Genomic DNA, 26,505 nt, shown 5'->3' on the forward strand with positions numbered 1-26,505 from the left:
GTATGAATCAGGTAATAGCAGATTTTGATAGCGTCGCAGCTTGCGAGCTGTTTTGTGGATCGTGTCGCAAATTCTTGTCAGGGAGATGTCCCGGATGTGAGAAGAACGAAAAAGCATCGTGGTGTAAAATCCGTCAATGTTGCATAAGCAGAGGCTATCATACCTGTGCCAAATGTAAGCGTGACGTAAGAGAGTGTAAAACCTATTCCAACTTTATAAGCAAAGTGTTCGCGTTCATCTTCAATTCTGACCGTCCGTCTTGTATTAGCTATATAAGGGAACATGGCGAGATTGCATATGCAGAAGAAATGAGCAGAAGAGGATGTCAAACAATAAAACGAAATAGAAAATGAAATTACCCAACTGGACCATTTTATTTATAGGTCTATTGTTGCTTTCTTGTGACAAGAATACAAGTGTGGGGCTATCCGGTAAATGGCGAATCGTGGAGTATAAATGTATCGCAACTTCCACGCCATTCGCCCTTTCCACCGTAGCCGATGGAAGTGATTATTCACTTGAATTTGATAATCAAGGAAATGTATTCTGTAATACGGGGTGCAATTTGGTGTCCGGTCAATATATTCTCAAAGGGGACAAGTTGATATTTCCGGAAATAACATCCACCGAAATGGCTTGTGAGGATATGCTTATGGAAGAAAGTATGAAGCACATTCTTCCTGCTATAAAGACCTTTGAGATAAAGAATGATACGATTCTATTTCTTAAAGATGCAGATGGCCATACCTTGATGGAACTAACTAAAACAACAGATCAGGTATGAGCAAGAAGTTTCTAATGATGGTATTTATAGCCATTTTTTCTGTAATCAGTGTTATGGCATCGAAGAATATATCAGGGGCATGGAGCGGGACATTAAGAATCACTCCACAGTTGTCACTGAAATTAGTATTCAATTTCAAAACCGAAGAGGACGGAATACAGTTGGTAACTCTCGATTCTCCGGATCAAGGTGCTTATGGAATAGCAGGAGATGTGAATTTCATTTCTGCCGATTCGGTTAATATATCATTCCGACAAATTGGATTATCTTTTGCCGGACGACAACAAAATGGGATTATAACAGGTATTTGCAGTCAAGGGGCGATGAAAGCGAATATTGAATTATCTCCGGGAACTGTTGAATTAAAACGGCCACAGACTCCGCTACCTCCGTATCCATATACGACCAAAGAAATCAACATCAATAATCCATCGGACGATGTAATCCTTTCAGGGACTCTCACTCTCCCAAAAGATTATAACACTGCAACTCCCGTCGTTGTAATGATAACAGGTAGCGGGCTTCAAAACCGGGATGAGGAAATTTTTGGACACAAACCCTTTGCTGTGATAGCCGATTATCTTGCAAGAAATGGCATTGCATCTTTTCGGTATGATGATCGGGGACATGGGAAATCAACAGGTGACGGAACAACTGCCACGACCGAAGATTTTGTGCGGGATGCCCGATGTGTATTAGAATATGTACGAATGGTGGAGAACTTCAATAACGTGGGATTATTAGGGCATAGCGAGGGGGCAACTGCCGCTTTTATGTTGGGGGCTGAACCTGAGATAAAAACACAAGATAATTTATGCGTAATTGATCCGGGTAAACCGGACTTTATTGTCGCAATCGGAGCGCAGGCAGTTCGTGGTGATACCATTCTGATAGACCAGAGTGCGACTTTACTCAAACAAGGCAATATGCCTGACAATATAGTATCGGACTATGTAGAAGCCTTGCACAACATCTATGACTTGAAAATAACACAAGATGATGAGATAGCTATTGATAGTATTGACGCAATATGCAAAAATTGGAGTAATACACCCATCCATACTGCGTTGATGTCCAATCTTAAAAAGATTGCATCCGATACCAATCCGTGGCTGAATTTCTATATCGGTTTCTCTCCGGCTGAGAGCATTTTAACTACCCGTTGCCCTGTATTTGTGCTTTATGGTGAAAGGGATATACAAGTAAAACCGAAACTAAATATGCCGCAAATGCAACGACTCGCACCAAAGGCTCAAATAAAACTCTACCCGGAACTGAACCATCTTTTCCAACATTCCCAAACCGGAGCCGTACAGGAATACGGTACAATTGAGGAAACAATCTCTCCCGAAGTTTTACAGGATATTGCCGATTTTATCATATCTATAGTTCATTAGGTTTATGAATTCTATCCGTAAGTTAATCTCTTGTGGTTATATTCTAATATTCATGTTTATAGGAATAATCATTTATTGCTATAAGCATGAATGGCAAAAACTTGAATCATTAGAAAAAGAGAATCAAGCGGCGGATGAATTACGTCAGAAAATAAATGAATTAAACTTTCATTTGACAGGACTTTCTCTATTAGGAGAAACCGTATTGGAATGGAATAAGGATGAAAGAGGACACTATCACGCCAAACGCATGGCAATAGACAGTATGCTATGTAATTTCAGAAGAACTTATCCGACAGAGCGGATTGATAGTGTACGTTATCTTTTAGAGGATAAGGAGCGACAGATGCTCTCGATTGTACGGATACTTGACAAGCAGCAAGCCGTTAACAAGAAGATAGCCGATCAAGTACCGGTCATCGCACAGAAAAGTGTGCAGGAACAGCCAAAAAAGCCGAAACGAAAAGGATTTTTGGGCATATTTGGCAAAAAAGAAGAAGTGAAGCCAACAGCAACAGCTACTATGCTTCATTCGCTCAATAAAAACATAATCAGCGAGCAAAAGGCACAAAGCCGCAGATTGTCAGAACGTGCCGACAGTCTTGCGGAACACAATGCGGAACTTAACAGACAACTGCAAGAACTGATTCGCCAAATTGATGAAAAGGTACAGATTGACCTAAAAAATCGGGAAAATAAAATATCCTTGATGAGGAAAGAGTCGCTAATGCAAATAGGTAGTTTGACAGGATTTGTACTTCTATTGTTAATCATTTCTTATATCACCATATACCGTGATGCAAAACAAATAAAACAATACAAATGCAAAACAGCGGAGTTAATCGGGCAACTTAAACAATCCATACAACAAAACGAAGCTTTAATAGTTTCACGAAAGAAGGCAGTACACACAATAACCCATGAACTGCGCACACCGCTTACGACAATAACCGGCTATACCGAATTGTTACGGAAAGAATGCAGCAATGGAAATAATGTGCATTTTCTTCAAAGCATACAACAATCCTCCGACCGTATGCGGGATATGCTCAACACCCTGCTGGACTTTTTCCGCTTGGACAACGGAAAGGAACAGCCCAGACTGTCACCCTGCCGCATTTCAACAATCGCACATACCCTTGAAACGGAGTTCATGCCAATCGCCATGAACAGGGGGCTTTCCTTGACCGTAAAGAACGAAAACGATGCGGTTGTACTGACCGACAAAGAGCGAATAATCCAAATCGGGAACAACCTCCTGTCAAATGCCATCAAGTTCACGGAGGAAGGTGGTGTGTCGCTAACTACCGGCTATACCGACGGAGTGCTGATACTGATAGTCGAGGATACAGGCACAGGCATGACCGAAGATGAACAACAACGTGTATTTGGTGCATTTGAACGCCTCTCAAACGCCGCCGCAAAGGACGGCTTCGGGCTTGGACTTGCCATCGTGCATAATATCGTGACAATGCTACACGGAACAATACGGCTGGATAGCGATAAAGGGAATGGTAGCCGTTTCATAGTGAAAATACCCATGCAGAAAGCCGAAGACGTACCGAAAAAAGAGATACAGACTTGTATCCACCAAAAGGACAGAAACCTCAATGTTGCCGCCATAGACAATGATGAGGTGCTACTCCTGATGCTGAAAGAAATGTATGCACAGGACGGAATACACTGCGACACTTGCACCGATACGGGGGAACTGATGGAAATGGTACGCCGGAAAGAATACAACTTGTTGCTGACGGATCTGAATATGCCCAGTATAAACGGTTTCGAGTTGCTGGAACTGTTGCGATCTTCCAACGTGGGCAATTCACAGACAATCCCAGTGGTCGTGGCAACCGCTTCGGGCAGCTGCGATGTGGAGGAACTTCTGGAACGAGGCTTTGCCGGATGCCTTTTCAAGCCGTTCTCCATATCGGAGCTGATGGAAGTTTCCGACAAGTGCGCTATTAAAAATACACAGGACAGTAAACCGGACTTTTCTGCTTTGCTGTCCTACGGCAATGAAGCTGTCATGCTGGAAAAGCTGATAACGGAAACCGAGAAGGAAATGCAGGCGGTTCGGGATGCGGCAACGCGAAACGACCTGCAAGAACTTGATGCCTTGACACACCATTTGCGCAGTTCGTGGGAGATACTCCGTGCCGACCAGCCGCTGAGGATACTTTATGGAGTGCTACATGGAAAGGCAATGCCGGAAGAAAGTGAGTTAAGCCATGCTGTTACCGCAGTATTGAATATGGGAGCGGAAATAATCCGACAGGCAAAAGAGGAAAGGAGAAAATACGAAAATGGATAGGACAAGAATAATCGTCGTGGAGGATAACATCGTGTATTGCGAATATGTCTGCAACCTGCTGGCACGAGAAGGCTACCATACCGTAAAGGCTTACCACCTATCGACAGCGAAAAAACATCTGCAACAGGGGACGGATAATGATATAGTGGTTGCCGACCTGCGTCTGCCTGACGGCAACGGCATAGACCTGTTGCGCTGGATGCGCAAGGAGGGGAAACTACAACCCTTCATCATCATGACCGATTACGCCGAGGTGCATACGGCAGTGGAAAGCATGAAACTCGGTTCTTTGGATTACATACCCAAACAGCTTGTGGAAGACAAACTCATTCCACTTCTCCATTCCATACAGAAAGAACGACAAGCGGGACACCGCCGTATGCCCGTGTTCGCCCGTGAGGGTTCCGCCTTTCAGAAAATCATGCACCGGATAAGGCTGGTAGCCGCTACCGATATGAGCGTGATGATATTCGGGGAGAACGGCACAGGCAAGGAACATATCGCCCACCACCTGCACGATAAGAGTAAACGGGCGGCCAAACCATTTGTGGCGGTGGACTGCGGTTCTCTCTCCAGAGAACTTGCGCCATCGGCTTTCTTCGGACATGTCAAAGGCGCGTTTACAGGTGCGGACAGTACCAAGAAAGGATATTTCCATGAGGCGGAAGGTGGTACGCTATTTCTCGACGAGGTGGGTAATCTCGCATTGGAAACCCAACAGATGTTGCTCCGTGCCATACAGGAAAGGCAGTATCGCCCGGTCGGAGACAAGGCGGACAGAAGTTTCAACGTCCGCATCATCGCCGCCACCAACGAGGATCTGGAAGCGGCAGTGAGTGAAAAGCGTTTCCGGCAGGATTTGCTCTACCGTCTGCAAGACTTCGTGATAACCGTGCCGCCCTTGCGTGACTGTCAGGAGGACATCATGTCGCTGGCGGAGTTCTTTCGGGAGATAGCCAACAGGGAACTGGAGTGTAATGTAAGCGGTTTCAGTTCCGAGGCCAGAAAAGCGTTGCTGACCCACGCATGGCCGGGCAACGTGCGCGAGCTTCGGCAGAAAATCATGGGAGCGGTATTGCAGGCTCAGGAAGGTGTGGTCACGAAAGAGCATCTTGAACTTGCCGTGACGAAACCGACCTCACCAGTCAGCTTCGCCCTACGCAATGACGCGGAGGATAAGAAACGGATAATGCGTGCGTTAAAGCAGACAAACGGCAACCGAAGTGCCGCCGCCGACCTGTTGGGAATAAGCAGAGCTACACTTTATAGTAAACTTGAAGAGTATGGACTTAAATATAAATTCAAGCAACCATAGCCCGTAATTCGCTGAAATTTATTATTTTTGCAGTGTTAATTCAGAATGATGAGAGTCGATAGAGAAAGCCCCAACAAATATTTTGATGAAAGTGATGCGAGTTATGAAGCTCGTAAAATTTGGTATGCGTTTAAAGATGTTGTACTTTACAAAGATCGCTTTTTTGTAAAACATCAACTTTTGGATATACTATCAAAGTATGTATCTGAGAATATTGTTGAGGTTTATTCTGGTCAAATATTCTTTAGGTCAAGAATTATTGATGATAGTTGTATCAATGACCATATGGTATATAAATGTTATGGAGCACCAGATGGTGAACGGTTAGATATAGGTTATCATAATAAATCGAATCCATTTAAAGGGCTTACAAAAGAGGCCTCTTTCGTTCCACCTAAAAATGTGAGAGTTTCGGATGGACGTGCGAATCCTAAATATATTAAGTATCTATATGTTTCAGAAAGCCCTACTACAACATTATTTGAGGTACGACCTTTTATAGGTGATGCAGTGAATATTGCTCAAATAAGAGTTAATAGACCTCTTAAGATTGCAAACATTGCTGTTGAACTTGACTTGTCTGAAAATAATAATGCGACAGTAGATATGTATATTATGAGGATGATACAAAGGGCATTTTCTAAACCGACTAACGATTCTGACGATTATATTCCATCCCAGATTATAGCAGAGTATCTTAAAAATCTTGGATATGATGGTATAAGGTACAATAGTTCATTACATTTTGGAGGTGTAAATTTGACTATATTTAATTATGAGAAATGTGAAGCCATATCTTCTCAAGATTTTAGAATAGAAGACATCAAACTAACGGCAAGAGCGGCTTTTGGTTGTGCTAATAATCAGGGGGATTTAGCGTATATTAATGATAATAACCCGTTATATCTCGATTATGAGAAGCTAATTAAATAAAATACTATCAAATCACAATAACCTTTATAGTGTAAAAAAGCATTCTTACTAAGAACGAAAAACGTATAAATTCAAGCAATCATAGCCCGTAATTCGCTGAATTTCGCTATCTTTGTAGAACATTTGAGAAATAACGGCGATTGGCTGGAGCTTTTCGCCGCCGACATATAGAATAAGACCGCAAGGAGTTTCAAGCGTAAATCTGGTAAATTGAAACTAAACGAAGCTAATTGCGTGATGCTTATGCTATGCCTACGCATAGCGTGCATTCACGTATTTCGTTTAGGGGCTTTACCAGAGCCTACGCTTGAAGTAGTGTGGATTGCACGCTACTTTTTTTGCACCTTGCCTAACGAAAGGATACGATTATGGGAAAAGTTCAGATTCTTGCCGTCCTTACAATAGACGGATGTCTTTCTTCCGAGTTATATGGCAAAGCGCATAAGGATTTGCGTCTTGACCGTTGCGGTCTTGATGAAATCAGAAAAAACGCCCTTTACCGTGTCACGCCTGACTATTCCATCTCTATGCTGCACGAATGGCGAGAAGACGGCACAAACACCTGCTATCTTGCGGAAGCGACACCTGACACGGCGGACTATATCAACGGGCTGCTGCGTATGCAGGCGGTAGATGAAATCATACTGTACACCATTCCTTTCATTGCTGGAACCGGACGGCATTTCTTCAAGTCGGCACTCTACGAAAAACACTGGACACTTGCTTCGCTGAAAAGCTATCCCAACGGTGTATGCCGTTCCATATATGCCCTTGACAGATAAATAAGAACACCTGAAATGTATGCCGGTCATACATTTTAATTTACGAAAAATTATATAAATGTCTAATTTATAGTCAAATTAAGTCTTCGTCAATTCATTCCTGATAAAAAATATCAAGATTTATACATCTGAAATCCAGTGCTTTGTGAAAACGGGTGCCGGATTTTCTGTTTTCTGCCACGCTTATTGCCAATAATATTCATGTGCGCATACCGAAAAACAGAGTGTAAAACTTCAAAATTGACAGGAACATGAACTACTTTTTATTAGCGGAAACCGACTTTTTCCGCCTGATAAACGAAGCCGGCGACTGCAATATGGAAACGGCATATATGGCTTTCGCCACCCAAGTGATCGAACTGTGCAATGGCAGCATGGACGCAAACCGTACCATCATCGCATTGGCATACATTGAAATCGAGTTACAACACCATCCCGTGCGCAACCTTTCCGAAGAAAGGAAAGAGATTGCCGCATACGTCAGCAAGGCTCTCTCTTTCGTCAGGAAGATGCAGAAGTTCCTTGCAATGTCCCAAGTGCCACCACTAATATCCGCCAACACTACAACCGATAACACTGCCAACCTCCTGCAATGGACGGGCAACGCCATCGACCTCGTGGAACTTATCTACGGCATTGACGAGATGGGCTGCATCAACAACGGCAAAATGCCGCTCAAACAGCTCGCTCCGCTTCTTTACAAGATATTCGGTATTGAATCAAAGGACTGCTACCGTTTCTACGTTGACATCAAACGCAGGAAGAACGAAAGCCGCACCTACTTCCTCGACAGGATGCAGGAAAAACTGAACGAGAGGATGCTGCGCGACGAAGAGTTGGAACGCATGAGAAAATGATATCAAAAAACAAGCGGGACAGGTTTTGAAACTTGTTCCGCTTATTTCCATTATTGCCAATAGGTTACTTCTGCTGCAACAGATGTTTCAGGTTATCATCGTTTGCGATACGCTCCAGTTCCTCCTGAACAATCTGTTTCACCTCTTCCTTGATTCGCCTGTAATTAGCCTGCACCGTTTCCTTCATGCGGTCGTTGCCATTCTCGTCCGTGAAGTCGGTAATGACGGGGATAGGCTTGTAGGCACTTTCCTCCCGCTTCACCTTCTCGGCATCCACCACAATCTCGCAGTGAAAAATCTTCTGCTCGATGCGCTCGTTAAAGTTGTCGGACACCGAACCGACAAACATTCCCTGCGTAAGCCCGGAAATCTTGCTCGGTGGAATGAGCGCGTCCATCTGCGTGTTGATGGAGGTGGACACGTCCTGCCGGTTGATGGAAATGGACTGCCGCTTCTGCAACACCTTACCAAACCGCTCTGAGAGCGTCTTGGCAGTTTCGCCTACCACCTGACCGGAGAAAATGTTGCCGACAGTATTCATCACCACCTTCGCCTCTTTGTCCCCGTAGTCACGCACCAACTGACTGAAATCCTGAAAGCCCAGACACACGGCAACCTTGTTGCTTCGTGCGGTGGCAATCAAATTGTCAAGCCCCTTGAAGTATATCGTCGGCAGCTCGTCTATGATGACCGACGACTTCAACATCCCCTTCTTGTTGATGAGCTTCACGATACGGGAGTTATACAGACCGAGAGCCGCCCCGTAGATGTTCTGACGGTCGGGATTGTTGCCCACGCAGAGGATTTTCGGCTCTTCGGGATTGTTGATGTCCAGCGTAAACTCGCTGTCAGACATCACCCAGTAGAGCTGCGGGGAAATCATCCTCGAAAGCGGAATTTTTGCCGACGCTATCTGTCCCATGAGCTGCTCCGCAGCCCCTCCGAGCCACGCATCCATAAATGGGGAAAGGTAGTTCTCCAGTTCGGGATAAGAGGTCAGTATCGGAAAAATATCCTCATAGCGGCGGTTCAAAAACTCGATGGCATGGGGAAACGTGCAATACTTACCGTTCTGATAGATTTTGAGATACCAGATAATGCTGGCAAATAAAATGATAGGTGACTCCACAAAGAAGTCGCCCTGCTTTTGCACCCAAGTTTTATTGAGGTTGAGCATTATCGTGTATGCACTTTCGTAAGCGTCCGTAATATCCTCCATGAAATCCGGATGTATCGGATTGCACCGATGTGAACGTCGCGGGTCGTCGAAGTTGATTACATAGAACTTTGGCATCACCTTGTAGCCCTCCGAATTGTTCATCAGGTGGTTATAGGCGATGGTAGAGAGGTCGGGATATTTGAAATCATAACAATACATCGAAAAGCCCTTCTCAATCTGTTGCTTGATAAAACTGTTCACCACAGCGTATGACTTGCCGCTGCCCGGTGTCCCTAACACGATGGACGCACGGAACGGGTTTACCACATTTATCCAGCCGTTGTTCCAACGCTTTTTATAGTAGAAGCGTGTGGGCAGATTAACGGAATACTCGCTTTCGATGAGCCTTGTTTCCTGCATGAAACTCTCGTTTTCGTTGTTGAAAACATCCTCCATCAGATTGTGTTTCAACAGGCGGCTCATCCACAGACCTCCCATCAAAAGGCAGACATAGCCCGTGCCGATGGTAAGGATATACAAGCCTGTCACCGCTTCAACAGGTAGTGGCAGAGCCAGTATCCACCAGTTGAGGAAAAACAGCACGAACCCGGCGGCGAGTGCCGTCCAGATTTTACGCCAAGTGATTTTCTCACCCTTGACCCCTTTTGTTCCCAAGCACGACAGCGCAAGCAGCAGGACGGCAAACAGCTTCGTGTACAGTATGGAATGGAACAGCCCCGCCGTGCGGTTGAAGTTCATCAGTATCCTGTCCACCACGCCGATGTCCACGCCCCAAAGCCGGATGGCTTCATAGCAGAACCAGTACACGTTCATTACCACTAAAATGATACTCACGGCACGCAGAAAATCCATGATTTTCGCCAATGCCCTCAAATCGTCTTCTTGTTGTGACATACATTGATTTTTTAATTGTTGATACTCCGATTACATACCCAACCCCTTGCGCTTTTTCTTCTTTTTGCGCTTCATCGCCCGGATGAAAGCCTCTTCCTCGGCATCGGTCGCCGGACCTTCGGGAGTGAGCAAGCCCATACCGCCCGCTACGTCTGCACCGTCGTATGCGGTCTGCACGTGTGCCTTATCCGCAGCATCCACCGAAATGGATAGCGGTATCGGCGGTTGTCCGGCGTATGGCAGGGAGAAGTGTTCCTGCAAGGCATTCGCCGAAAGTTCCTTGCCCATGCGTGAGCCGTTCAGCACGCACCCCGTGCGGTGGTCGATGAAGGTGGCCCCATAGATGCGCCCTTCCTCCGTGTAGCGCAGTACGGAGTCTATGCCCTTCTCTTTGAGTTGGGACACAAATTTGTCCTTGTCATAAGTGCCTTGCAGCACGGATAGGACGGTGCGTTTCGTCATGTCGGCGAGCTTCCTGTCCTTAATCTCTGATTTGGAGCGGTCAAACTTCTTCTGCACGGCTTCATAGCCTGCGGACCACCCGAAGAGAGAGGACTTGAACGGGTTGCCCACCTTGTTGCCCTTGTCGTCCGTGACGGAATAGACCAGCCCGTGATATTCCCGTCCGCGCACGTTGCCCCTCGCTTCCTCCACCGTCAGGTTATAGAGGGAAAGGAGCGCACGGTATTCGCCCATCGTCTGGAAACGGTACTGCCCGTTCAGAGCTTTCAGGGTATTGCCCACCTGCTTCTTCACATCGCCAGCTGATGCGTCCACCTTGCGCAACGGGTTTTCCAATCTTGGATTTTTACGTTCAGCCGGATGCAGCCCGTATTTCTGTTCCAGTTCCCTGCGGATGCGGTCGCTGCGGCGGTGGAGGAAATCCCGGTTGAGCCGTTTCCCGTTCTCGTCCACGTTGATTGTCACGATGTGCAGGTGGTGGCGGTCGATGTCCTCGTGCTTGAAGACAAGATAAGGCTGGTTTCCGAAACCGAGCCTTTCCAGATAATCGCGGGCGATATTCTGCAACTCAATATCGGTCAGTACATCCTCCGGATGCGGGTTGAGCGAGATATGCACTACCGGTTTCTCCACTTTCATCTGCGGCGGCATGAAAGTCTGGAAGCTCTCCATCGCCTTGCCGATGTCCACCTTCCCCGAACCGTCATTGTAGATGCGGTTGGTGGTGAGCAGCCGCCCCTGTGCCTCGTTAATCTTCTCCCCGTTGTAGGCAATCGCGCCGTACAACGAATTTCCTACACTGATTTTTGCGACCATTTCGCCTCCAATTCTCTCGAAAGTTCCACAATCTGACGGCTCAGTTTCACGAGTTCGACGGTTTGTTGCTCCAGTTTATAGAGCAACGCCATCGCCTTTTTCTCTGAAAAATGCAGCCTCAGTTCCTTCACTACTTGGTTGTAATTCGTTCCCACGGCGCGGAACTGCGCGTGAAAATCCGACAGCTTGGTGTAGTAGTCCACCAGCGTCTTGTCCACCTTCAGCACCTTGAACGGCTGCCCGAAGAAGTGCGCTTTGAGGAAAACCGACCGTGCATAGACACCCGATTTTCCGAACATGGCGAGGAAACGGTTGTGTTCCTCCTCGTTGAAACGGACGGTGTAGCGGTACACCGCCGGATCAAGTTTGGGATTTCTCCCAGCTTTGCTTTTCTTTTTCTCTTTCATATTACTTTGGATTTAGCGAATTGACGGCATAAGCCGCCGCTTCGGGTCACAGCACCGCAGTTCTGAAAGGCTTCCCGACTTCGGAGGGGAAGCCCGCCCCCTGCAAGGGCAAGTGCTTTTCGTGGCTGCTCAAAATATTTTGAGCGGCTGAAAAGACATCTTGCTATGTTCATGTGAACATAAAAATCCGTCAGGGGACGGATTGGAAAGATACCTTTCAGGACTCCGGCTGCGCCACCATCGGCGAACCCTGCTGTCCGGGGGCAAAGTTATGCCCTTAAAGCGGTATCGGACAGATGCTTGACCCGGTCAATGACTGCCAACCGGCGCAACATGCCGCCACTTGCTTGGGAAGTGATACAGGTTCCAAAATATACTTGTTTATTTGCAGCATGATTCAAGAAACTAACGATTTGAAGATATGAGAAAAGGAACATTCAAATACCCGGACAACCGCTTCGGCGGACACTTGCCGAAGCGGATACCCGAACCGTCGGAACCCCGGTTATCCGACAATCCGGTGAAGTACGGATTCAATGACTTCATGACGCAATGTCGTCATTCATCACTTGTCCGCCGCACCGCTTCACCGCAGAACCGGATACGCGACGACCCGCCTATGTGTGTAATCACGGAAGCGGATAATGCGACAGCCAAATCCGCATGGAAACAGAAAAATAAATCATCAACAATTAAAATAAATAGAACCATGAGTAAAGAAATCTTCGTTGCATTCGCAACACAGAAAGGTGGCATCGGCAAATCCACCGTCACGGCACTCGCCGCCAGCTACCTCCACAACGTGAAAGGCTACAATGTCGCCGTCGTGGACTGCGACGACCCACAACACAGCATCCACGGACTGCGCGAACACGAAATGGGGCTTATCGACAGCAGCACCTACTTCAAGGCTCTCGCTTGCGACCATTTCCGCCGGATCAAGAAGAATGCCTATACCATCGTCAAGAGCAACGCGGTGAACGCCCTCGATGATGCGGAAAGTATGATTGCCACCGAGGACGTGAAACCCGACGTGGTGTTCTTCGACATGCCGGGAACACTCCGAAGCAACGGCGTGATAAAGACGCTCTCGCAGATGGACTACATCTTCACTCCGCTGAGTGCCGACCGCTTTGTCGTGGAGAGTACCCTGAAATTCGTCACGATGTTCCGCGACAGGCTGATGACGACCGGACAGGCGAAAACAAAGGGATTGTATCTGTTCTGGACGATGGTGGACGGCAGGGAGAGGAACGACCTGTACGGCATCTACGAGGAAGTGATCGCCGAAATGGGCTTCCCGGTGCTTTCCACCCGCCTGCCCGACAGCAAGAAGTTCCGCCGTGACCTTTCGGAAGAGCGCAGGAGCGTGTTCCGCTCCACCATCTTCCCGATGGACACGGCACTGCTGAAAGGTAGCGGCATCCGTGAGTTTTCCGAAGAGATAAGCGAAATTATCAGACCGCAGTGAGCATGGGCAGCAGGAAAGTGAACACGGAAGGCATCGACGAGGAACTGCTGTTGGCCTCCATCGGGCGGCGCACACAGGACGGGACACTACGCCCGGCGCAGGAAGTTCCCGCAGCCGCACCGACCGAAGATGACACCGCCGCACCGGAAACGCCCCGGCGCAACCCGCCACACGGGAAAAAGCGCAGAGAGAAGGTAGCCGCCGGAAAAGGCAGGACGAGGACTACAACGAGCTGTTCCTGCGCCGCAACGAGATAAAGACCCGCCAGTGTGTCTATATCAGCCGCGATGTCCACGGCAAAATTCTCAGAATCGTGAACGACATCGCCGGAGGTGAAATCTCGGTAGGCGGCTATGTGGATACCGTGCTGCGCCAACATTTGGAACAGCACAAGGAGAGAATTAACGAACTGTATAAGAAACAACGTGAAGACCTGATTTGAAAATGGAAAAAGAAATGACACCGAATGAAAAAAGACCGCAACAGGAATGTGGAGGTATGCTTGCCCAAGTGCAGGCGAGTGTGGAAATCCTGTCGCCCGTCCCAGTAAGCGGTAAATGCAATGAAAAGGATTATGAGCGTCTGTTTATCCGTAATCCCGAAGTGAAGGCGCGAGAAGGTAAGATGGCGTATGTGCGCCCGGAGTACCACGACCGCATCATGCGCATCATCCGCGTAATCGGGCATGACAGGCTCAACCTGTCCGCCTACATCGACCATGTGCTGACGCACCACTTCAACCAGTGCGAGGACGCTATAAAAAGCCTTTACGCCCGGAACTACAATTCAGTATTCTAACCAAAAACGGGAATATATGAATGAAACAATCAGCATGACAGACATTTTGCTGGCCGTATCGGTCGGCTGCAACCTTTGGTTCCTGTTCCTGCTTCTTTACGACCGTATCATGGAAACCAAGATGTTCCGGTTCTTCAAGGGGATTACCGGATTGTGGCGGTCGCTGGAAAGCAAAGGGACAAAGAGCGAGGCAACACATAAGGAAGTCCCCACGGCAAAGGCGGACATTATCGGTAAGAGCCGTTTCAGGATGGCATCCACCCGGACAACCGCTGCCATACCGACGCAACAAGCCGCCACTTCGGAAAAAGGCATTGAGCTGTCGGAGGAAGAGGCTACTTTTGACGACGAAAACGCGGAAACCACCTCACGCACGGCACAAGTCCCGGAGGAAAAACTCGATGAAACCTTCACGAGCATACCACCGGAGGAACTGGGATATGGGGAGGACGAGCCGGAAGAGGACGCTCCGGACACGCCACGGGCTTCGGGCAGCAGCTTTGACGAGATCGACGACGCCTGCAAGACCGCCAAGAACCCGGATGCGACGCAGGCGCAACGTGAAAAGGCGGCTAAGGTGTTCACCGACATGGAAGGCACGGAGCTGTACGAGAAAATGATGGAAGGCTCTTCGGAGATAGGCATCCGCATCAGGGGGCTTATTGAAATCCGGCTGAAAAAACCTAAAAAGGTGTTCGTCGTGCCGGACAACATCGAGGAGTTCGACATCCGCAACTATGTATGACAACAATAAAAGAAATGAACATGAAGGAATGACAATCAACCCACGCGGCGAGGAAACGCAAGGCGCATCCGGTCCGCAACGGACACACCCAAGTCCGTGGAAACAAACGGGCATCCACTAAAACCAAAGTAAAGTAACAGAGTATCAACCGCCCGACAAAGGACCATCCACCCTTTCGACGGCAAAAAACAAGTACAGTTTATGAACAAGAACATCGTAAGAAACAGAAAAGCAATCCTCTCAGCGGCACTCATCATCGCCGCTACCGCCTCCGCCTTCGCGCAGGGAAACGGCATCGCGGGCATCAACGAAGCCACCTCAATGGTGAGTTCCTATTTCGACCCCGGCACGAAACTGATATACGCCATCGGCGCGGTCGTCGGGCTAATCGGGGGCGTGAAAGTGTACGGAAAATTCGTGCGACGTGAAGTTGCGTAAGTGATTGTGTAACATTAAGATTACACCTCCAGTTCCGTCTGGAGTAGCCTACGGACACATGCATTAGGAGTAATTCTTTTGTATGAAGCTGTCCCGACAAGGTAGCCTTTCCGAAAGGAGAAGATTGAACCGTGAGGGGAAATCAACGGCTGATAACACCATTCAGCACGAGGAGCTTGGCTTAGCGGTATGGTCAACGAAAGTGAACTGTCCGATAAACATCGTAAAGTACAACGAGCCAAAGGTTGTTGACAGGCTCGAACCAAAAGGTAAGCAGTCGGCTGTCCTCTTGAATTTTGGGGACACACGGACATTAGCACTGCCGGTGGAATAGACAGGACCTAACCCGCTTATTTGTCACTTATGTAAAACACGGTAAGCCCGTACCTCTCCAGTTCATTAAAGCTGGTAAGCAAGCCGCAAGGCAAGCCTACATGGGGTGCGGGTATAGGATAGCGGAAAAAGCGAATGCCTCCCTGTAATGGGGAGGATACGGATTGAGCCAATATCACGGGTTGGTAAAGGTAACATCATCCGACACGAAAGTGGGCAGACTTCCGCCTATGGTGACACTTTACAAGATAGTTTACAGAACTTTTAAAGAAAGGAAAGCAAATGAACGCAAAGAAATTGGCGTGTGCGCCCGAAGACATAGACATTCACGAACTCTGGTCGAAAATCGACTGGGACAAATGCGAGCGTTTTGTCCAAAAGCTGCAAGCACGTATTGTAAAGGCTCAAAGGGAAGGCAGACATAACAAGGTGAAAGCCCTGCAATGGATGCTTACCCACTCGTTCTACGCCAAAGCATTGGCGGTAAAACGAGTTACGACTAACAAAGGAAAATCTACTTCCGGCGTTGACAAGATTACATGGTCTTCTCCATTGGCGAAAGCCAAAGCCATATTCACTCTGAAAAGACGTGGCTACAAGCCACAACCTCTAAAACGTGTGAATATCAAAAAGAAGAACGGGAAATTACGCCCACTCGGAATACCAACGATGAAAGACCGTGCGATGCAGGCATTATACTTAATGGCACTTGACCCGATAGCGGAAACCACTGGCGACAGCCATTCCTACGGATTCCGCAAACATCGCTGTACGCATGATGCCATTGAGCAATGTTACATTGTACTTTCTCGCTCGGTAGCTCCCGAATGGATTCTTGAAGGGGACATCAAAGGATGTTTCGACCATATCAGTCATGAGTGGTTAATCAACAATATCCCTATGGATAAGGAGATACTACGCAAATGGCTCGAATGTGGTTATGTGTTCAACGGTGAACTCTTTCCTACGGAAGAGGGAACCCCACAAGGCGGCATAATATCCCCAACTCTCGCAAACATGGCACTTGACGGGTTACAAGGATTACTGGAAACATGTATCAAAAAGTATAAAAAGAATTATAAACAGATATACTCTAAGATACATCTTATACGGTATGCAGACGATTTTATTGTAACAACAAAGGATAAGGAAACGATAGAACTGGTTATACTTCCATTAGTACGCAAGTTTCTTGCGGAAAGAGGTCTGACACTATCAGAAGAAAAGACAAAAATCACACATATAAGTGAGGGATTTGACTTTCTCGGCTTCAATATCCGAAAGTTCCGCAATAACACATTGCTGACAAGACCGTCAAAGGATGCGCAAAAGAGATTTTGCGATAAAATCCGTAAAACAATAGAATCCAACAAGTGCGTAAAGCAGAAGTCGCTGATTATGATGTTGAATCCAATCATAAAAGGTTGGGGAAACTATTACAAATACGGTGCTTCTGGTGAGATATTTCACCGAATGGATTGGGAAATCTTTAAGAAAATATGGCAATGGGCAAGACGCAGACATCCGCAGAAATGCAAAGGATGGGTAAAGGATAAGTATTTCAGAACACTAAATGGACACTCGTGGAGATTTGCGGCAGATATGGGCAAGAAAGATAAGATTGATTATCTCGAACTGACCTATCTACCAACCATCCACCATGAGAAATTCGTCAAGGTTCGGCATTATGCCAATCCGTATGACCCAGCCGATAAGTCGTACTACGAATGGAGAGAAACCTACCGAATGAAGCAAACGCTGAAAGGCAGGCAATCTCTGATAAACATTTGGAAACGACAAAATAAGGTATGTCCTGTATGTGAAGAGCGTATTGACAGGGAAAGACCTTGGAGTATCACTGAACAAATAGTCAGCGGACAAAAGATAAGAACTCTTGTACATACCAGTTGTAAACGTAAAATGCATAGTAGATTATGAATATGAAAGTCGAAAATGAGATGGCTCTACCGATAACAAAGTCGGTAACGGTCATGTTGCTTGAGCCGTATGCGGGGAAACTCGCACGTACGGTTCTTAGAGGGGAAAGCTCCCGTAAGGGGGCTGACCTACTCGACTCATCGGGCGACCCCGACACCAGCAAGACAGCTGCCTCATGGTTCGGCGCGTGCATCTTCCTGATTGTAGCCGCCACCATCCTGCGCTCATTCTTCCTTTAATAAAATAATGTATGGCTGAATACCCGGTAAACAAGGGTATCGGCCGTCCGGTAGAGTTCAAGGGCTTGAAGGCTCAGTACCTCTTCATCTTCTGCGGAGGTCTGCTGGTTCTTTTCATCCTGTTCGTCATCCTCTACATGGTCGGCATCGACCAGTGGGTATGTATCGGCTTCGGCGCGGCATCGTCCTCCCTCCTTGTGTGGCAGACCTTCGCGCTGAACGCCCGGTACGGCGAACACGGGCTGATGAAACTGGGAGCGGCACGGAGCCATCCCCGATACCTTATCAACCGGCGGCGGATAACCCGTCTGTTCAAACGACAACGAAAGGAAGAAACGACATGAGGAATACATCGAAAATAACAACTCTGGAAAACAAGTTCCCCCTGCTTGCGGTGGAGCATGGTTGCATCATCTCAAAGGACGCCGACATCACGGTGGCTTTCGAGGTGGAGCTGCCGGAGCTTTACACCGTGACGGGCGCGGAGTACGAGGCTATCCACGGCTGCTGGTGCAAGGCGATCAAGGTGCTGCCGGACTACTCCGTCGTCCACAAACAGGACTGGTTCATCAAGGAACGCTACAAACCGGAGCTTCAAAAGGACGACATGAGCTTTTTGAGCCGTTCCTTCGAGCGACACTTCAACGAGCGTCCGTACTTGAAGCACACCTGCTACCTCTACCTGACCAAGACGACAAAGGAGCGTAGCCGGATGCAGAGCAACTTCAGCACGCTGTGCCGGGGACATATCATCCCGAAGGAACTGGACAGGGAAACTGCCACCAAATTCATGGAAGCCTGCGAACAATTCGAGCGCATCATGAACGACAGCGGGCTTGTCCGCCTGCGCCGCCTATCCACCGATGAGATTGTGGGTACTGATGGAAAGACGGGGCTGATAGAACGCTACTTCTCGCTCATGCCGGAAGGTGACACCACCTTGCAGGACATCGAGCTTTCGGCAAGGGAGATGCGCATCGGCGACAACCGCCTGTGCCTGCACACCCTCTCCGACGCGGAAGACCTGCCGGGCAAGGTGGCTACCGACACCCGTTACGAGAAACTCTCCACCGACCGGAGCGACTGCCGCCTCTCCTTCGCCTCCCCCGTGGGGCTGCTGCTCTCCTGCAACCATATCTACAACCAGTATGTGCTGATAGACAACAGCGAGGAAACCTTACAGAAGTTCGAGAAGTCCGCCCGAAATATGCAGTCGCTCTCACGGTATTCAAGGAGCAACAGCATCAACCGCGAGTGGATAGACCAGTACCTGAACGAAGCCCATTCCTACGGGCTGACCTCGGTACGGGCGCACTTCAACGTCATGGCATGGAGCGATGACGCGGAGGAGCTGAAACACATAAGGAACGACGTAGGCAGCCAGCTGGCAAGCATGGAGTGCGTGCCGCGCCACAACACCATCGACTGCCCGACACTCTACTGGGCGGCGATACCCGGCAACGCGGCTGACTTCCCGGCGGAAGAGAGTTTCCACACCTTCATCGAACAGGCGGTGTGCCTGTTCACGGAGGAAACCAACTACCGCTCTTCGCTATCGCCCTTCGGCATCAAGATGGTGGACAGGCTCACGGGGAAACCGCTGCACCTCGACATCAGCGACCTGCCGATGAAGCGGGGCATCACCACCAACCGCAACAAATTCGTGCTGGGTCCTTCGGGCAGCGGCAAGTCGTTCTTCATGAACCACCTCGTGCGCCAATATTACGAACAGGGTACGCACGTCGTGCTGGTGGACACGGGAAACTCCTATCAGGGCTTGTGCGGCATGATCCGGCGCAAGACAGGCGGAGCGGACGGCGTCTATTTCACCTACACGGAGGAAAAACCCATATCGTTCAACCCGTTCTACACCGACGATTACATCTTCGACGTGGAGAAGAAAGACAGCATCAAGACCTTGCTGCTGACGCTCTGGAAGTCGGAGGACGACAAGGTGACGAAGACGGAGAGCGGTGAACTGGGCAGTGCCGTGAGTGCCTACATCGAGCGTATCAAGGCTGACCGGAGCATCGTGCCGTCGTTCAACACCTTCTACGAGTATATGCGCGACGACTACCGCAAGGAGCTGGCTGAGCGTGACATCAAGGTGGAGAAGTCCGACTTTAACATCGACAACATGCTCACCACCATGCGGCAGTATTACCGGGGCGGACGTTACGACTTCCTGCTCAACTCCACGGAGAACATAGACCTGCTGAACAAGCGGTTCATTGTCTTCGAGATTGACAGTATAAAGGAAAATCGTGAGCTTTTCCCGGTGGTGACGATCATCATCATGGAAGCCTTCATCAACAAGATGCGGCGTCTGAAAGGGGTGCGCAAACAACTGATAGTGGAAGAGGCTTGGAAGGCTCTATCTTCGGCAAACATGGCTGAATATCTGCGCTATATGTATAAGACCGTCAGAAAATATTACGGCGAGGCAATCGTGGTGACGCAGGAGGTGGACGACATCATTTCCTCTCCCGTGGTCAAGGAGAGCATCATCAACAACTCCGACTGCAAGATACTTCTCGACCAGCGCAAGTATATGAACAAGTTTGACCAGATACAGGCGTTGCTCGGACTGACGGAAAAGGAGAAGGGGCAGATACTCTCCATCAACATGGCGAACAACCCTTCACGGCTCTACAAGGAGGTGTGGATAGGCTTGGGCGGCACGCAGTCGGCGGTATATGCCACGGAGGTCAGTGCTGAAGAGTATCTGGTGCGCCCGTAAAGGGAATTTGACGAATGTCGCTTTGGCAAGCGACTGGGCAAGTGTTTAAAATGCCCATTAACAACCGCTAACCGGAGGGGAAAACCCCACAAGGGAACATAGCACGTTGGTAAAGCCATAAGTCAGCCAACTGTCAGGCTGCGACCGAATGGCAAGTTAAAATGATAGATATGAGGATAAAGCCTGCATTGGTTGAACGATAGTCCGAGCAGTCGTATCCTTGGGCAATGACGGAAGACAGTTGAATAATTCTTCGGAATTATACCGTTATGTTGCGGTACTACACTGATGACACGTAGCAGGAGTAGCATAAACTTACCGCAAGGCAACTACCATAAGTAGTAAAGGACGAAAGTCGTATCCGACAATCTATCGAGCCAAATAGTCGTCAAATTTCTAAACGGGGATTGCCTAAACCGGAAAGCCAGTTGTAGGGCTATGGGGTCTGCCCTGAATATCCGGCATGGCAACGGAGCTTCCATAGTAGTCTGAGCAGGGTAACGCCCTGTACATGGCGAAGGGGAGCAGCTAATTAAGTTTAACAATTTAAAGGAAGATGTGAGAGACATGAGAAATCCAGAAAATGTGTTGAACAGTCTGAGTAAACACAGCGGTAACTTGAACTATAAGTTTGAGCGGCTGTATAGAGTGCTGTTTAACGAGGAAATGTTTTATGTAGCCTATCAGAATATTTACAGCAAGACAGGCAACATGACGGCAGGAGCCGATGGTAAAACCATTGACGGAATGAGTATTGACCGAGTTGAACAACTGATTGGCAGTCTTAAAAATGAGACTTATCAGCCTAATCCGTCCAAAAGGACGTACATACCTAAGAAAAACGGGAAAAAACGTCCGCTTGGCATACCCTCTTTTGATGATAAGCTGGTACAGGAAGTAGTCAGAATGATACTTGAAGCAATCTATGAAGGTAGTTTTGAACATACTTCACATGGGTTTCGTCCCAAACGAAGTTGTCATACTGCTCTTATAGATATACAAAAGACATTCACTGCCGTGAAATGGTTTATTGAAGGCGATATTAAAGGATTCTTCGACAATATCAATCATGACGTACTGATTAATATTCTTCGGGAACGTATCGCCGACGAGAGATTTTTGCGGCTTATCAGAAAATTCCTGAATGCCGGATATGTGGAAGACTGGGTATTTCATAGAACGTACAGTGGAACTCCGCAAGGCGGGATTATCAGCCCAATACTGGCTAACATCTACCTTGACAAGTTCGACAAGTACATCAAGGAATACATCAATCGGTTCAATAAAGGGGTAACAAGAAAAGGCGACGCTCGATACAAGCTCTACGAACAGCGAAGATACCGACTGGCAAAGAAACTAAAGAATGAGAAAGATGTAAAGGTAAGGAAACAGATGACCGCCGAAATTAAGCGGCTACGAGAAGAACGGAACAACTATCCGGCACGTAATGAAATGGACAGCAGTATCAAACGGTTAAAATACGTGAGATACGCAGATGACTTTCTGATTGGAATTACCGGTAATCTTGAAGACTGCAAAACAGTAAAAGAGGATATTAAGAATTATTTGAATGAAGCTCTTAAACTGGAACTGTCAGACGAAAAGACACTGATAACCAATGCGCAGAAACCAGCGAAATTTCTCGGATATGACGTATTTATACGTAGGTGTAACGATTTACGTAAGGATAAGTACGGTAAAACGGTTCGTGCATTCGGACACAAGCCTGTATTGTACCTGAATTTTGAAACGATGCGGAAGAAACTCTTTGATTATAAAGCCGCAAGAATCGCGGTCGTCAATGGCAAAGAGGTTTGGAAATCCATCGTCAGAACGTACATGCTGAACTTGGATGACTTGGAAATAGTCAGTCAGTTCAATGCCGAAATCCGAGGGTTCTATAATTACTACTCAATAGCCAATAACAGCTATGTCATCAATTCTTTCTATCACATTATGTCATACAGCATGTATAAGGTATTTGCGAACAAATACAAATCATCTGTAAAGAAAATACTTCTGAAATATAAAAAGAACAAGGTTTTCCAAGTGGCATATGAAAATAGCAAGGGTAAGACACTTTACCAATCATTTTATCATGATGGTTTCAAACGCAAAAAGGTTGCAGGGAATATTTACTGTGACACTATTCCACGGACAGTTTCCATAACAGGTGGACGTAACAGCCTTATGGAAAGGCTGAAGCTCCAAGTTTGCGAATTATGCGGTGCTACCGATAAACTCGAAATGCATCACGTTCGCAAACTTAAAGACCTGAAAGGTAAATCCGACTGGGAAAAGAAAATGATAGCTCGAAGACGAAAAACTTTGGCTGTCTGCTCAAAGTGTCATGCAAAAATAGACCCCGACCGAAGAATCAGACTGAATTAATTAGTGGAGAGCCGGATACAGGGAGACTTGTAAGTCCGGTTCGGAGGCGAGTACTCGGAAACCTACCATAGAAATATGACAAGGCGCTGGGTGCTTAGCCTACGCGTACACCACCGAGGAAACGGAGAAAGTGGAGGTTTACCGTCTGGCGGAAAAGTTAGGCGGCGACATCGAAGCCGCCATCCGTCAACTTGCCGAAAGGCGGAGAAACAAGGAATAAGTGAAAATGAATTTATCAACTAAAAAAGAAAAATGAGTATGAGTTTATCAAAAGTGAAAATGCTGCAAGTCAGCAAGTGTTTAATCGGATTGGCGGTCGTGATGCTGCAATCCTGTGACGTGGAGGAAAACCGCCGTGACCTGCTTTGCGGGAACTGGGAAAGTGTGGAGGGGAAGCCCGACGTGCTTATCTACAAGGAGGGCGAAGCCTACAAGGTGACGGTGTTCTGCCGGAGCGGTCTGCGCCGCAAGCTCAAACCGGAAACCTATCTCTTGCAGGAGGAGAACGGCAACCTTTTCATGAACACCGGCTTCCGCATCGACGTGTCCTACAACGAAGCCACGGACGTGCTGACCTTTTCGCCCAACGGGGATTATGTGCGGGTGAAGCCGCAGCCGGATAAACCGACAGAAGAATAACAACCGCTAAAATCCAAAGTAACATGAGAACAAGAATAACAATGATTGTCTGCCTGTGCCTGCTTCTCGCGGGCACGGCAAGCGCACAGTGGGCGGTGATAGACCCGTCCAACATCGCGCAGAGCATCGTGAACACCTCCAAGAACGTGGTGCATACCTCGACCACCGCCCAGAACATGGTGAAGAATTTTCAGGAAACCGTGAAAATCTACGAGCAGGGGGTGCGACACGTATAGTTGCATAAATGATTGTTTAACAAGCGGCTAACCGTCGGGAACGGTAAGCCAAAGTTTAAACCCACTGTTCCGTCAGTGGTAGCCTACGGGCACGTGCATCACGAGTAATTGTTTTGTACGAAGCTGCTCCGGACAAAGTAACCCACCCGAAAGGGGAAGCCGAAGCCGTAAGGTGGACGCAACGACCGCCAGCATCAGGAGGTTAGGGAGCGAGGCTGAGTGATATGGCTAACGAGAGTGAACTGTTTTTGACGCATCGTAAGGTATGAAACGAGCTAAAGATGCTATAAGGCTTGAACCAAAATGGTAAGCAGCCGGATAACCCCGAACCTTGTGGGGCTACACGGACACTAGAGCTGCCGGTGTATAGACAGAGCCTAAGTCATTCGAAAGTCATTTATGTAAAACGTGGTAAGCCCGTATTTCTCCTATCATTCGATAGGTAAGTGAGCCGCAAGGCAAGCCGAACGGGATGCGGGTATAGGATTGCGGAGAAAGCGAATGCCATTCTGTAATGGGATGGATAGAGGTTTAAACGTCACCTCACGGGAAACCGGGCAGACTTCCGCGTTAGGTAACTCTTTACAAGAAACTTGTTGAACTATAAAAAAGGAGGAAAGCAAATGAACGAGATTAGAACATCGTGTGCGCCTACTGACCAAACAATCAGCAATTGGGAAAGTATCGACTGGAACAAATGCGAGTTAGAGGTTAGAAAGCTGCAAGCACGTATTGTAAAGGCTCAGAAGGAAGGTCGCTACGGCAAGGTGAAAGCCCTGCAATGGCTACTGACCCACTCGTTCGCGGCTAAAGCATTAGCCGTAAAACGGGTGACTTCCAACAAAGGGAAGAACACATCGGGAGTAGATAAGGTTTTATGGTCTACTCCCATCGCTAAGGCGAACGCTATCACAGAGTTGAAAAGGCGGGACTACAATCCCATGCCTTTGAAACGGGTAAACATTCGTAAGAGTAACGGGAAATTGCGCCCGTTAGGAATACCTACAATGAAAGACAGAGCGATGCAGGCATTGTACCTTATGGCATTAGACCCCGTTGCCGAAACCACAGCGGACAACCATTCATACGGTTTCCGTAGGGAAAGATGCACGGGCGACGCCATACATCAGTGCTACATCAACCTGTCCAAAGAGTCATCCCCGCAGTGGATTTTAGAGGGCGACATCAAAGGATGCTTCGACCACATCAACCACGAATGGTTGCTGAACAATATCCCGATGGATAAAGTGATGCTCCGTAAGTGGCTGAAAAGCGGTTTTATTTTCAATAAACAGCTTTTCCCCACCGAGGAAGGTACTCCGCAGGGCGGTATTATCTCGCCGACGCTTGCGAATATGGCACTTGACGGTCTGCAAACAATGCTTGAAGCAAAGTTTCACAGGGTTGATTTGTACAGCCCTAAGAGATCATACTATCCGAAAGTGCATCTTATACGGTATGCCGATGATTTTATAATCACCAGTATAAGTAAGGAGATGCTCGAACAGGAAATCATGCCGATGGTCAAAGAGTTTCTTCAGGCACGGGGGCTTACCCTATCAGAAGAAAAGACGAAGATTACTCACATCGACGAAGGTTTTGATTTTCTTGGATTCAACATTAGGAAGTATAAAGGCAAGTTTCTAATTACGCCGTCAAAGGAGAGCCAAAAGAAATTTCAGCGGAAGATTAACGAGATTGTCAATTCTCACAAAACTATCCCGCAGGAATCGCTTATTAGGCTTCTTAATCCGGTCATTACCGGATGGGCGAATTATTACCAACACGTGGTATCGGGCAAAGTGTTCCAAAAAATGGACTTCCATATCTACCAGAAACTTTTGCAATGGTCGCTCCGACGACATCCAGCGAAAGGGAAATGGTGGGTAGCAGAGAGGTATTTCCATAAACACAGGGGCAGGTCTTGGGTTTTCGCCGCACCTTTCGACAAGGACGGTAGGCAAGAACTGTACCCGATTAAGTGGCTGACGGATACTAAAATTACCCGCTATGCAAAGCTTAAATGTGATGCAAACCCCTACGACCCAGATTGGACAGAGTATTTTGAAAAACGGGAAACCCGTCTGATGCTCCAGTCTGCAAAAGGTAGGAATACGATAGTCCGTATTTGGAAACGCCAACAGCGAAAATGTCCCTACTGTGGGGAACCCATTACCCGGAATACTCCTTGGCGGGTATCCGAAAAAGTGGTTCACGGTAAAACCGAGCGAATGCTCGTGCATAGCTACTGCGGTAGAAATAATGTTCAACCTTTTAATAACGAAGAATATGAGCCGGTTTCATAACAGAAATTTTGAGTTGCTTGAGCCGTATGATGCGAAAGTATCATGTACGGTTCTTAGGGGGGAAAGGGGTAGCAATACCCCCGACCTACC

Annotated in this window: 20 protein-coding genes and 4 pseudogenes; 21 read left to right on the plus strand and 3 right to left on the minus strand. The window is 47.7% G+C overall.

Annotated features, from left to right (window positions below):
• Window positions 1–2: 2 nt before the first annotated feature.
• The 8 genes from C825_RS05725 to C825_RS05760 all read left to right on the plus strand — a co-directional run bounded on the left by C825_RS05725 (window position 3) and on the right by C825_RS05760 (window position 8,382).
• Entirely contained in the window at window positions 3–353 is a 351-nt protein-coding gene (locus tag C825_RS05725) for a DUF3795 domain-containing protein (RefSeq protein WP_080650778.1), read from the plus strand.
• Window positions 350–784, plus strand: a complete 435-nt coding sequence (locus tag C825_RS05730) for an META domain-containing protein (RefSeq protein ID WP_010801773.1) — start codon at window positions 350–352, stop codon at window positions 782–784. Before C825_RS05725 ends, C825_RS05730 begins: the two co-directional genes overlap by 4 nt.
• Window positions 781–2,181, plus strand: a complete 1,401-nt coding sequence (locus tag C825_RS05735) for an alpha/beta hydrolase (protein ID WP_010801774.1) — start codon at window positions 781–783, stop codon at window positions 2,179–2,181. The genes C825_RS05730 and C825_RS05735 overlap by 4 nt, the downstream gene beginning before the upstream one ends.
• A gap of 4 nt (window positions 2,182–2,185) precedes the next feature.
• Window positions 2,186–4,495 (plus strand): hybrid sensor histidine kinase/response regulator, encoded by a 2,310-nt coding sequence (locus C825_RS05740; RefSeq protein ID WP_010801775.1) that lies wholly within the window; start codon window positions 2,186–2,188, stop codon window positions 4,493–4,495.
• Complete coding sequence (locus tag C825_RS05745; RefSeq protein WP_016270924.1) at window positions 4,488–5,810, plus strand: sigma-54-dependent transcriptional regulator; 1,323 nt, start codon at window positions 4,488–4,490, stop codon at window positions 5,808–5,810. The genes C825_RS05740 and C825_RS05745 overlap by 8 nt, the downstream gene beginning before the upstream one ends.
• A 45-nt stretch (window positions 5,811–5,855) precedes the next feature.
• Window positions 5,856–6,743 (plus strand): RES family NAD+ phosphorylase, encoded by an 888-nt coding sequence (locus tag C825_RS05750; protein WP_228099967.1) that lies wholly within the window; start codon window positions 5,856–5,858, stop codon window positions 6,741–6,743.
• Window positions 6,744–7,111: 368 nt separating this feature from the next.
• Window positions 7,112–7,525 carry a dihydrofolate reductase family protein gene (locus tag C825_RS05755; protein ID WP_010801778.1) on the plus strand — a complete coding sequence of 138 codons (414 nt, stop codon included), beginning with the start codon at window positions 7,112–7,114 and terminating at the stop codon, window positions 7,523–7,525.
• Between the two features lie 251 nt (window positions 7,526–7,776).
• Entirely contained in the window at window positions 7,777–8,382 is a 606-nt protein-coding gene (locus C825_RS05760) for an RteC domain-containing protein (RefSeq protein ID WP_010801779.1), read from the plus strand.
• 64 nt (window positions 8,383–8,446) lie between these two features.
• Here C825_RS05760 and mobC read toward each other — a convergent pair whose 3' ends face one another.
• From mobC to mobA, 3 genes are read right to left on the minus strand one after another with little or no spacing between them, the layout of a single operon-like run.
• The gene (gene mobC / locus C825_RS05765) at window positions 8,447–10,456 is read right to left on the minus strand and encodes a conjugal transfer protein MobC (protein ID WP_010801780.1); all 2,010 of its coding nucleotides are present in this window, start codon (window positions 10,454–10,456) and stop codon (window positions 8,447–8,449) included.
• A gap of 30 nt (window positions 10,457–10,486) precedes the next feature.
• On the minus strand, window positions 10,487–11,734 hold the full coding sequence (mobB, locus tag C825_RS05770; RefSeq protein WP_010801781.1) for a conjugal transfer protein MobB: 1,248 nt from the start codon (window positions 11,732–11,734) through the stop codon (window positions 10,487–10,489).
• A complete protein-coding gene (gene mobA / locus C825_RS05775; RefSeq protein WP_010801782.1) occupies window positions 11,713–12,141 on the minus strand; it encodes a conjugal transfer protein MobA in 429 nt (142 codons plus the stop codon). Before mobA ends, mobB begins: the two co-directional genes overlap by 22 nt.
• A gap of 421 nt (window positions 12,142–12,562) precedes the next feature.
• On the opposite strand from mobA, the gene C825_RS05780 reads away from it, so the two are divergent.
• The 13 genes and pseudogenes from C825_RS05780 (at window position 12,563) to ltrA (C825_RS05840) (ending at window position 26,415) form a co-directional block, all read left to right on the plus strand.
• The gene (locus C825_RS05780; RefSeq protein WP_010801783.1) at window positions 12,563–13,612 is read left to right on the plus strand and encodes a ParA family protein; all 1,050 of its coding nucleotides are present in this window, start codon (window positions 12,563–12,565) and stop codon (window positions 13,610–13,612) included.
• Between the two features lie 2 nt (window positions 13,613–13,614).
• A pseudogene (locus C825_RS05785) lies at window positions 13,615–14,054 on the plus strand (DUF3408 domain-containing protein).
• Window positions 14,055–14,056: 2 nt separating this feature from the next.
• Entirely contained in the window at window positions 14,057–14,410 is a 354-nt protein-coding gene (locus C825_RS05790) for a DUF3408 domain-containing protein (RefSeq protein WP_035457778.1), read from the plus strand.
• A 16-nt stretch (window positions 14,411–14,426) separates the two neighbouring features.
• Window positions 14,427–15,155 carry a hypothetical protein gene (locus C825_RS05795; protein ID WP_010801786.1) on the plus strand — a complete coding sequence of 243 codons (729 nt, stop codon included), beginning with the start codon at window positions 14,427–14,429 and terminating at the stop codon, window positions 15,153–15,155.
• A gap of 201 nt (window positions 15,156–15,356) precedes the next feature.
• Window positions 15,357–15,572, plus strand: a pseudogene (locus tag C825_RS05800) (DUF4134 family protein); the annotation flags it as partial.
• Window positions 15,573–16,208: 636 nt separating this feature from the next.
• Window positions 16,209–17,864, plus strand: coding sequence for a group II intron reverse transcriptase/maturase (gene ltrA / locus C825_RS05805; protein ID WP_010801788.1), 1,656 nt, complete (start codon window positions 16,209–16,211; stop codon window positions 17,862–17,864).
• Window positions 17,861–18,103: a DUF4134 family protein gene (locus C825_RS05810; RefSeq protein ID WP_007845737.1), complete on the plus strand. Its 243-nt coding sequence runs from the start codon at window positions 17,861–17,863 to the stop codon at window positions 18,101–18,103. Before ltrA (C825_RS05805) ends, C825_RS05810 begins: the two co-directional genes overlap by 4 nt.
• Window positions 18,104–18,114: 11 nt before the next feature.
• Complete coding sequence (locus C825_RS05815; protein ID WP_010801789.1) at window positions 18,115–18,447, plus strand: DUF4133 domain-containing protein; 333 nt, start codon at window positions 18,115–18,117, stop codon at window positions 18,445–18,447.
• Window positions 18,444–20,831, plus strand: a pseudogene (locus tag C825_RS05820) (TraG family conjugative transposon ATPase); the annotation flags it as partial. The gene C825_RS05815 and the pseudogene C825_RS05820, both read left to right, overlap by 4 nt.
• 579 nt (window positions 20,832–21,410) lie before the next feature.
• The gene (locus C825_RS05825) at window positions 21,411–23,234 is read left to right on the plus strand and encodes a reverse transcriptase/maturase family protein (RefSeq protein ID WP_005680466.1); all 1,824 of its coding nucleotides are present in this window, start codon (window positions 21,411–21,413) and stop codon (window positions 23,232–23,234) included.
• A 258-nt stretch (window positions 23,235–23,492) separates the two neighbouring features.
• On the plus strand, window positions 23,493–23,873 hold the full coding sequence (locus tag C825_RS05830) for a DUF3876 domain-containing protein (RefSeq protein WP_010801791.1): 381 nt from the start codon (window positions 23,493–23,495) through the stop codon (window positions 23,871–23,873).
• A gap of 23 nt (window positions 23,874–23,896) precedes the next feature.
• Window positions 23,897–24,103, plus strand: a pseudogene (locus C825_RS05835) (DUF4141 domain-containing protein); the annotation flags it as partial.
• A gap of 629 nt (window positions 24,104–24,732) precedes the next feature.
• Window positions 24,733–26,415 carry a group II intron reverse transcriptase/maturase gene (gene ltrA / locus C825_RS05840; RefSeq protein WP_010801611.1) on the plus strand — a complete coding sequence of 561 codons (1,683 nt, stop codon included), beginning with the start codon at window positions 24,733–24,735 and terminating at the stop codon, window positions 26,413–26,415.
• Window positions 26,416–26,505: the final 90 nt, after the last annotated feature.

The organism is Parabacteroides sp. ASF519, assembly GCF_000364265.2.
GTDB classification, from domain to species: domain Bacteria; phylum Bacteroidota; class Bacteroidia; order Bacteroidales; family Tannerellaceae; genus Parabacteroides; species Parabacteroides goldsteinii.

What these genes read in the sequence shown, in the direction of transcription:
- C825_RS05725 (WP_080650778.1), top strand. Translation starts at nt 3, where the DNA reads ATGAATCAGGTAATAGCAGATTTTGATAGCGTCGCAGCTTGCGAGCTG.
- C825_RS05730 (WP_010801773.1), top strand. Translation starts at nt 350, where the DNA reads ATGAAATTACCCAACTGGACCATTTTATTTATAGGTCTATTGTTGCTT.
- C825_RS05735 (WP_010801774.1), top strand. Translation starts at nt 781, where the DNA reads ATGAGCAAGAAGTTTCTAATGATGGTATTTATAGCCATTTTTTCTGTA.
- C825_RS05740 (WP_010801775.1), top strand. Translation starts at nt 2,186, where the DNA reads ATGAATTCTATCCGTAAGTTAATCTCTTGTGGTTATATTCTAATATTC.
- C825_RS05745 (WP_016270924.1), top strand. Translation starts at nt 4,488, where the DNA reads ATGGATAGGACAAGAATAATCGTCGTGGAGGATAACATCGTGTATTGC.
- C825_RS05750 (WP_228099967.1), top strand. Translation starts at nt 5,856, where the DNA reads ATGATGAGAGTCGATAGAGAAAGCCCCAACAAATATTTTGATGAAAGT.
- C825_RS05755 (WP_010801778.1), top strand. Translation starts at nt 7,112, where the DNA reads ATGGGAAAAGTTCAGATTCTTGCCGTCCTTACAATAGACGGATGTCTT.
- C825_RS05760 (WP_010801779.1), top strand. Translation starts at nt 7,777, where the DNA reads ATGAACTACTTTTTATTAGCGGAAACCGACTTTTTCCGCCTGATAAAC.
- mobC (WP_010801780.1), bottom strand. Translation starts at nt 10,456, where the DNA reads ATGTCACAACAAGAAGACGATTTGAGGGCATTGGCGAAAATCATGGAT.
- mobB (WP_010801781.1), bottom strand. Translation starts at nt 11,734, where the DNA reads ATGGTCGCAAAAATCAGTGTAGGAAATTCGTTGTACGGCGCGATTGCC.
- mobA (WP_010801782.1), bottom strand. Translation starts at nt 12,141, where the DNA reads ATGAAAGAGAAAAAGAAAAGCAAAGCTGGGAGAAATCCCAAACTTGAT.
- C825_RS05780 (WP_010801783.1), top strand. Translation starts at nt 12,563, where the DNA reads ATGAGAAAAGGAACATTCAAATACCCGGACAACCGCTTCGGCGGACAC.
- C825_RS05790 (WP_035457778.1), top strand. Translation starts at nt 14,057, where the DNA reads ATGGAAAAAGAAATGACACCGAATGAAAAAAGACCGCAACAGGAATGT.
- C825_RS05795 (WP_010801786.1), top strand. Translation starts at nt 14,427, where the DNA reads ATGAATGAAACAATCAGCATGACAGACATTTTGCTGGCCGTATCGGTC.
- ltrA (WP_010801788.1), top strand. Translation starts at nt 16,209, where the DNA reads ATGAACGCAAAGAAATTGGCGTGTGCGCCCGAAGACATAGACATTCAC.
- C825_RS05810 (WP_007845737.1), top strand. Translation starts at nt 17,861, where the DNA reads ATGAATATGAAAGTCGAAAATGAGATGGCTCTACCGATAACAAAGTCG.
- C825_RS05815 (WP_010801789.1), top strand. Translation starts at nt 18,115, where the DNA reads ATGGCTGAATACCCGGTAAACAAGGGTATCGGCCGTCCGGTAGAGTTC.
- C825_RS05825 (WP_005680466.1), top strand. Translation starts at nt 21,411, where the DNA reads ATGAGAAATCCAGAAAATGTGTTGAACAGTCTGAGTAAACACAGCGGT.
- C825_RS05830 (WP_010801791.1), top strand. Translation starts at nt 23,493, where the DNA reads ATGAGTTTATCAAAAGTGAAAATGCTGCAAGTCAGCAAGTGTTTAATC.
- ltrA (WP_010801611.1), top strand. Translation starts at nt 24,733, where the DNA reads ATGAACGAGATTAGAACATCGTGTGCGCCTACTGACCAAACAATCAGC.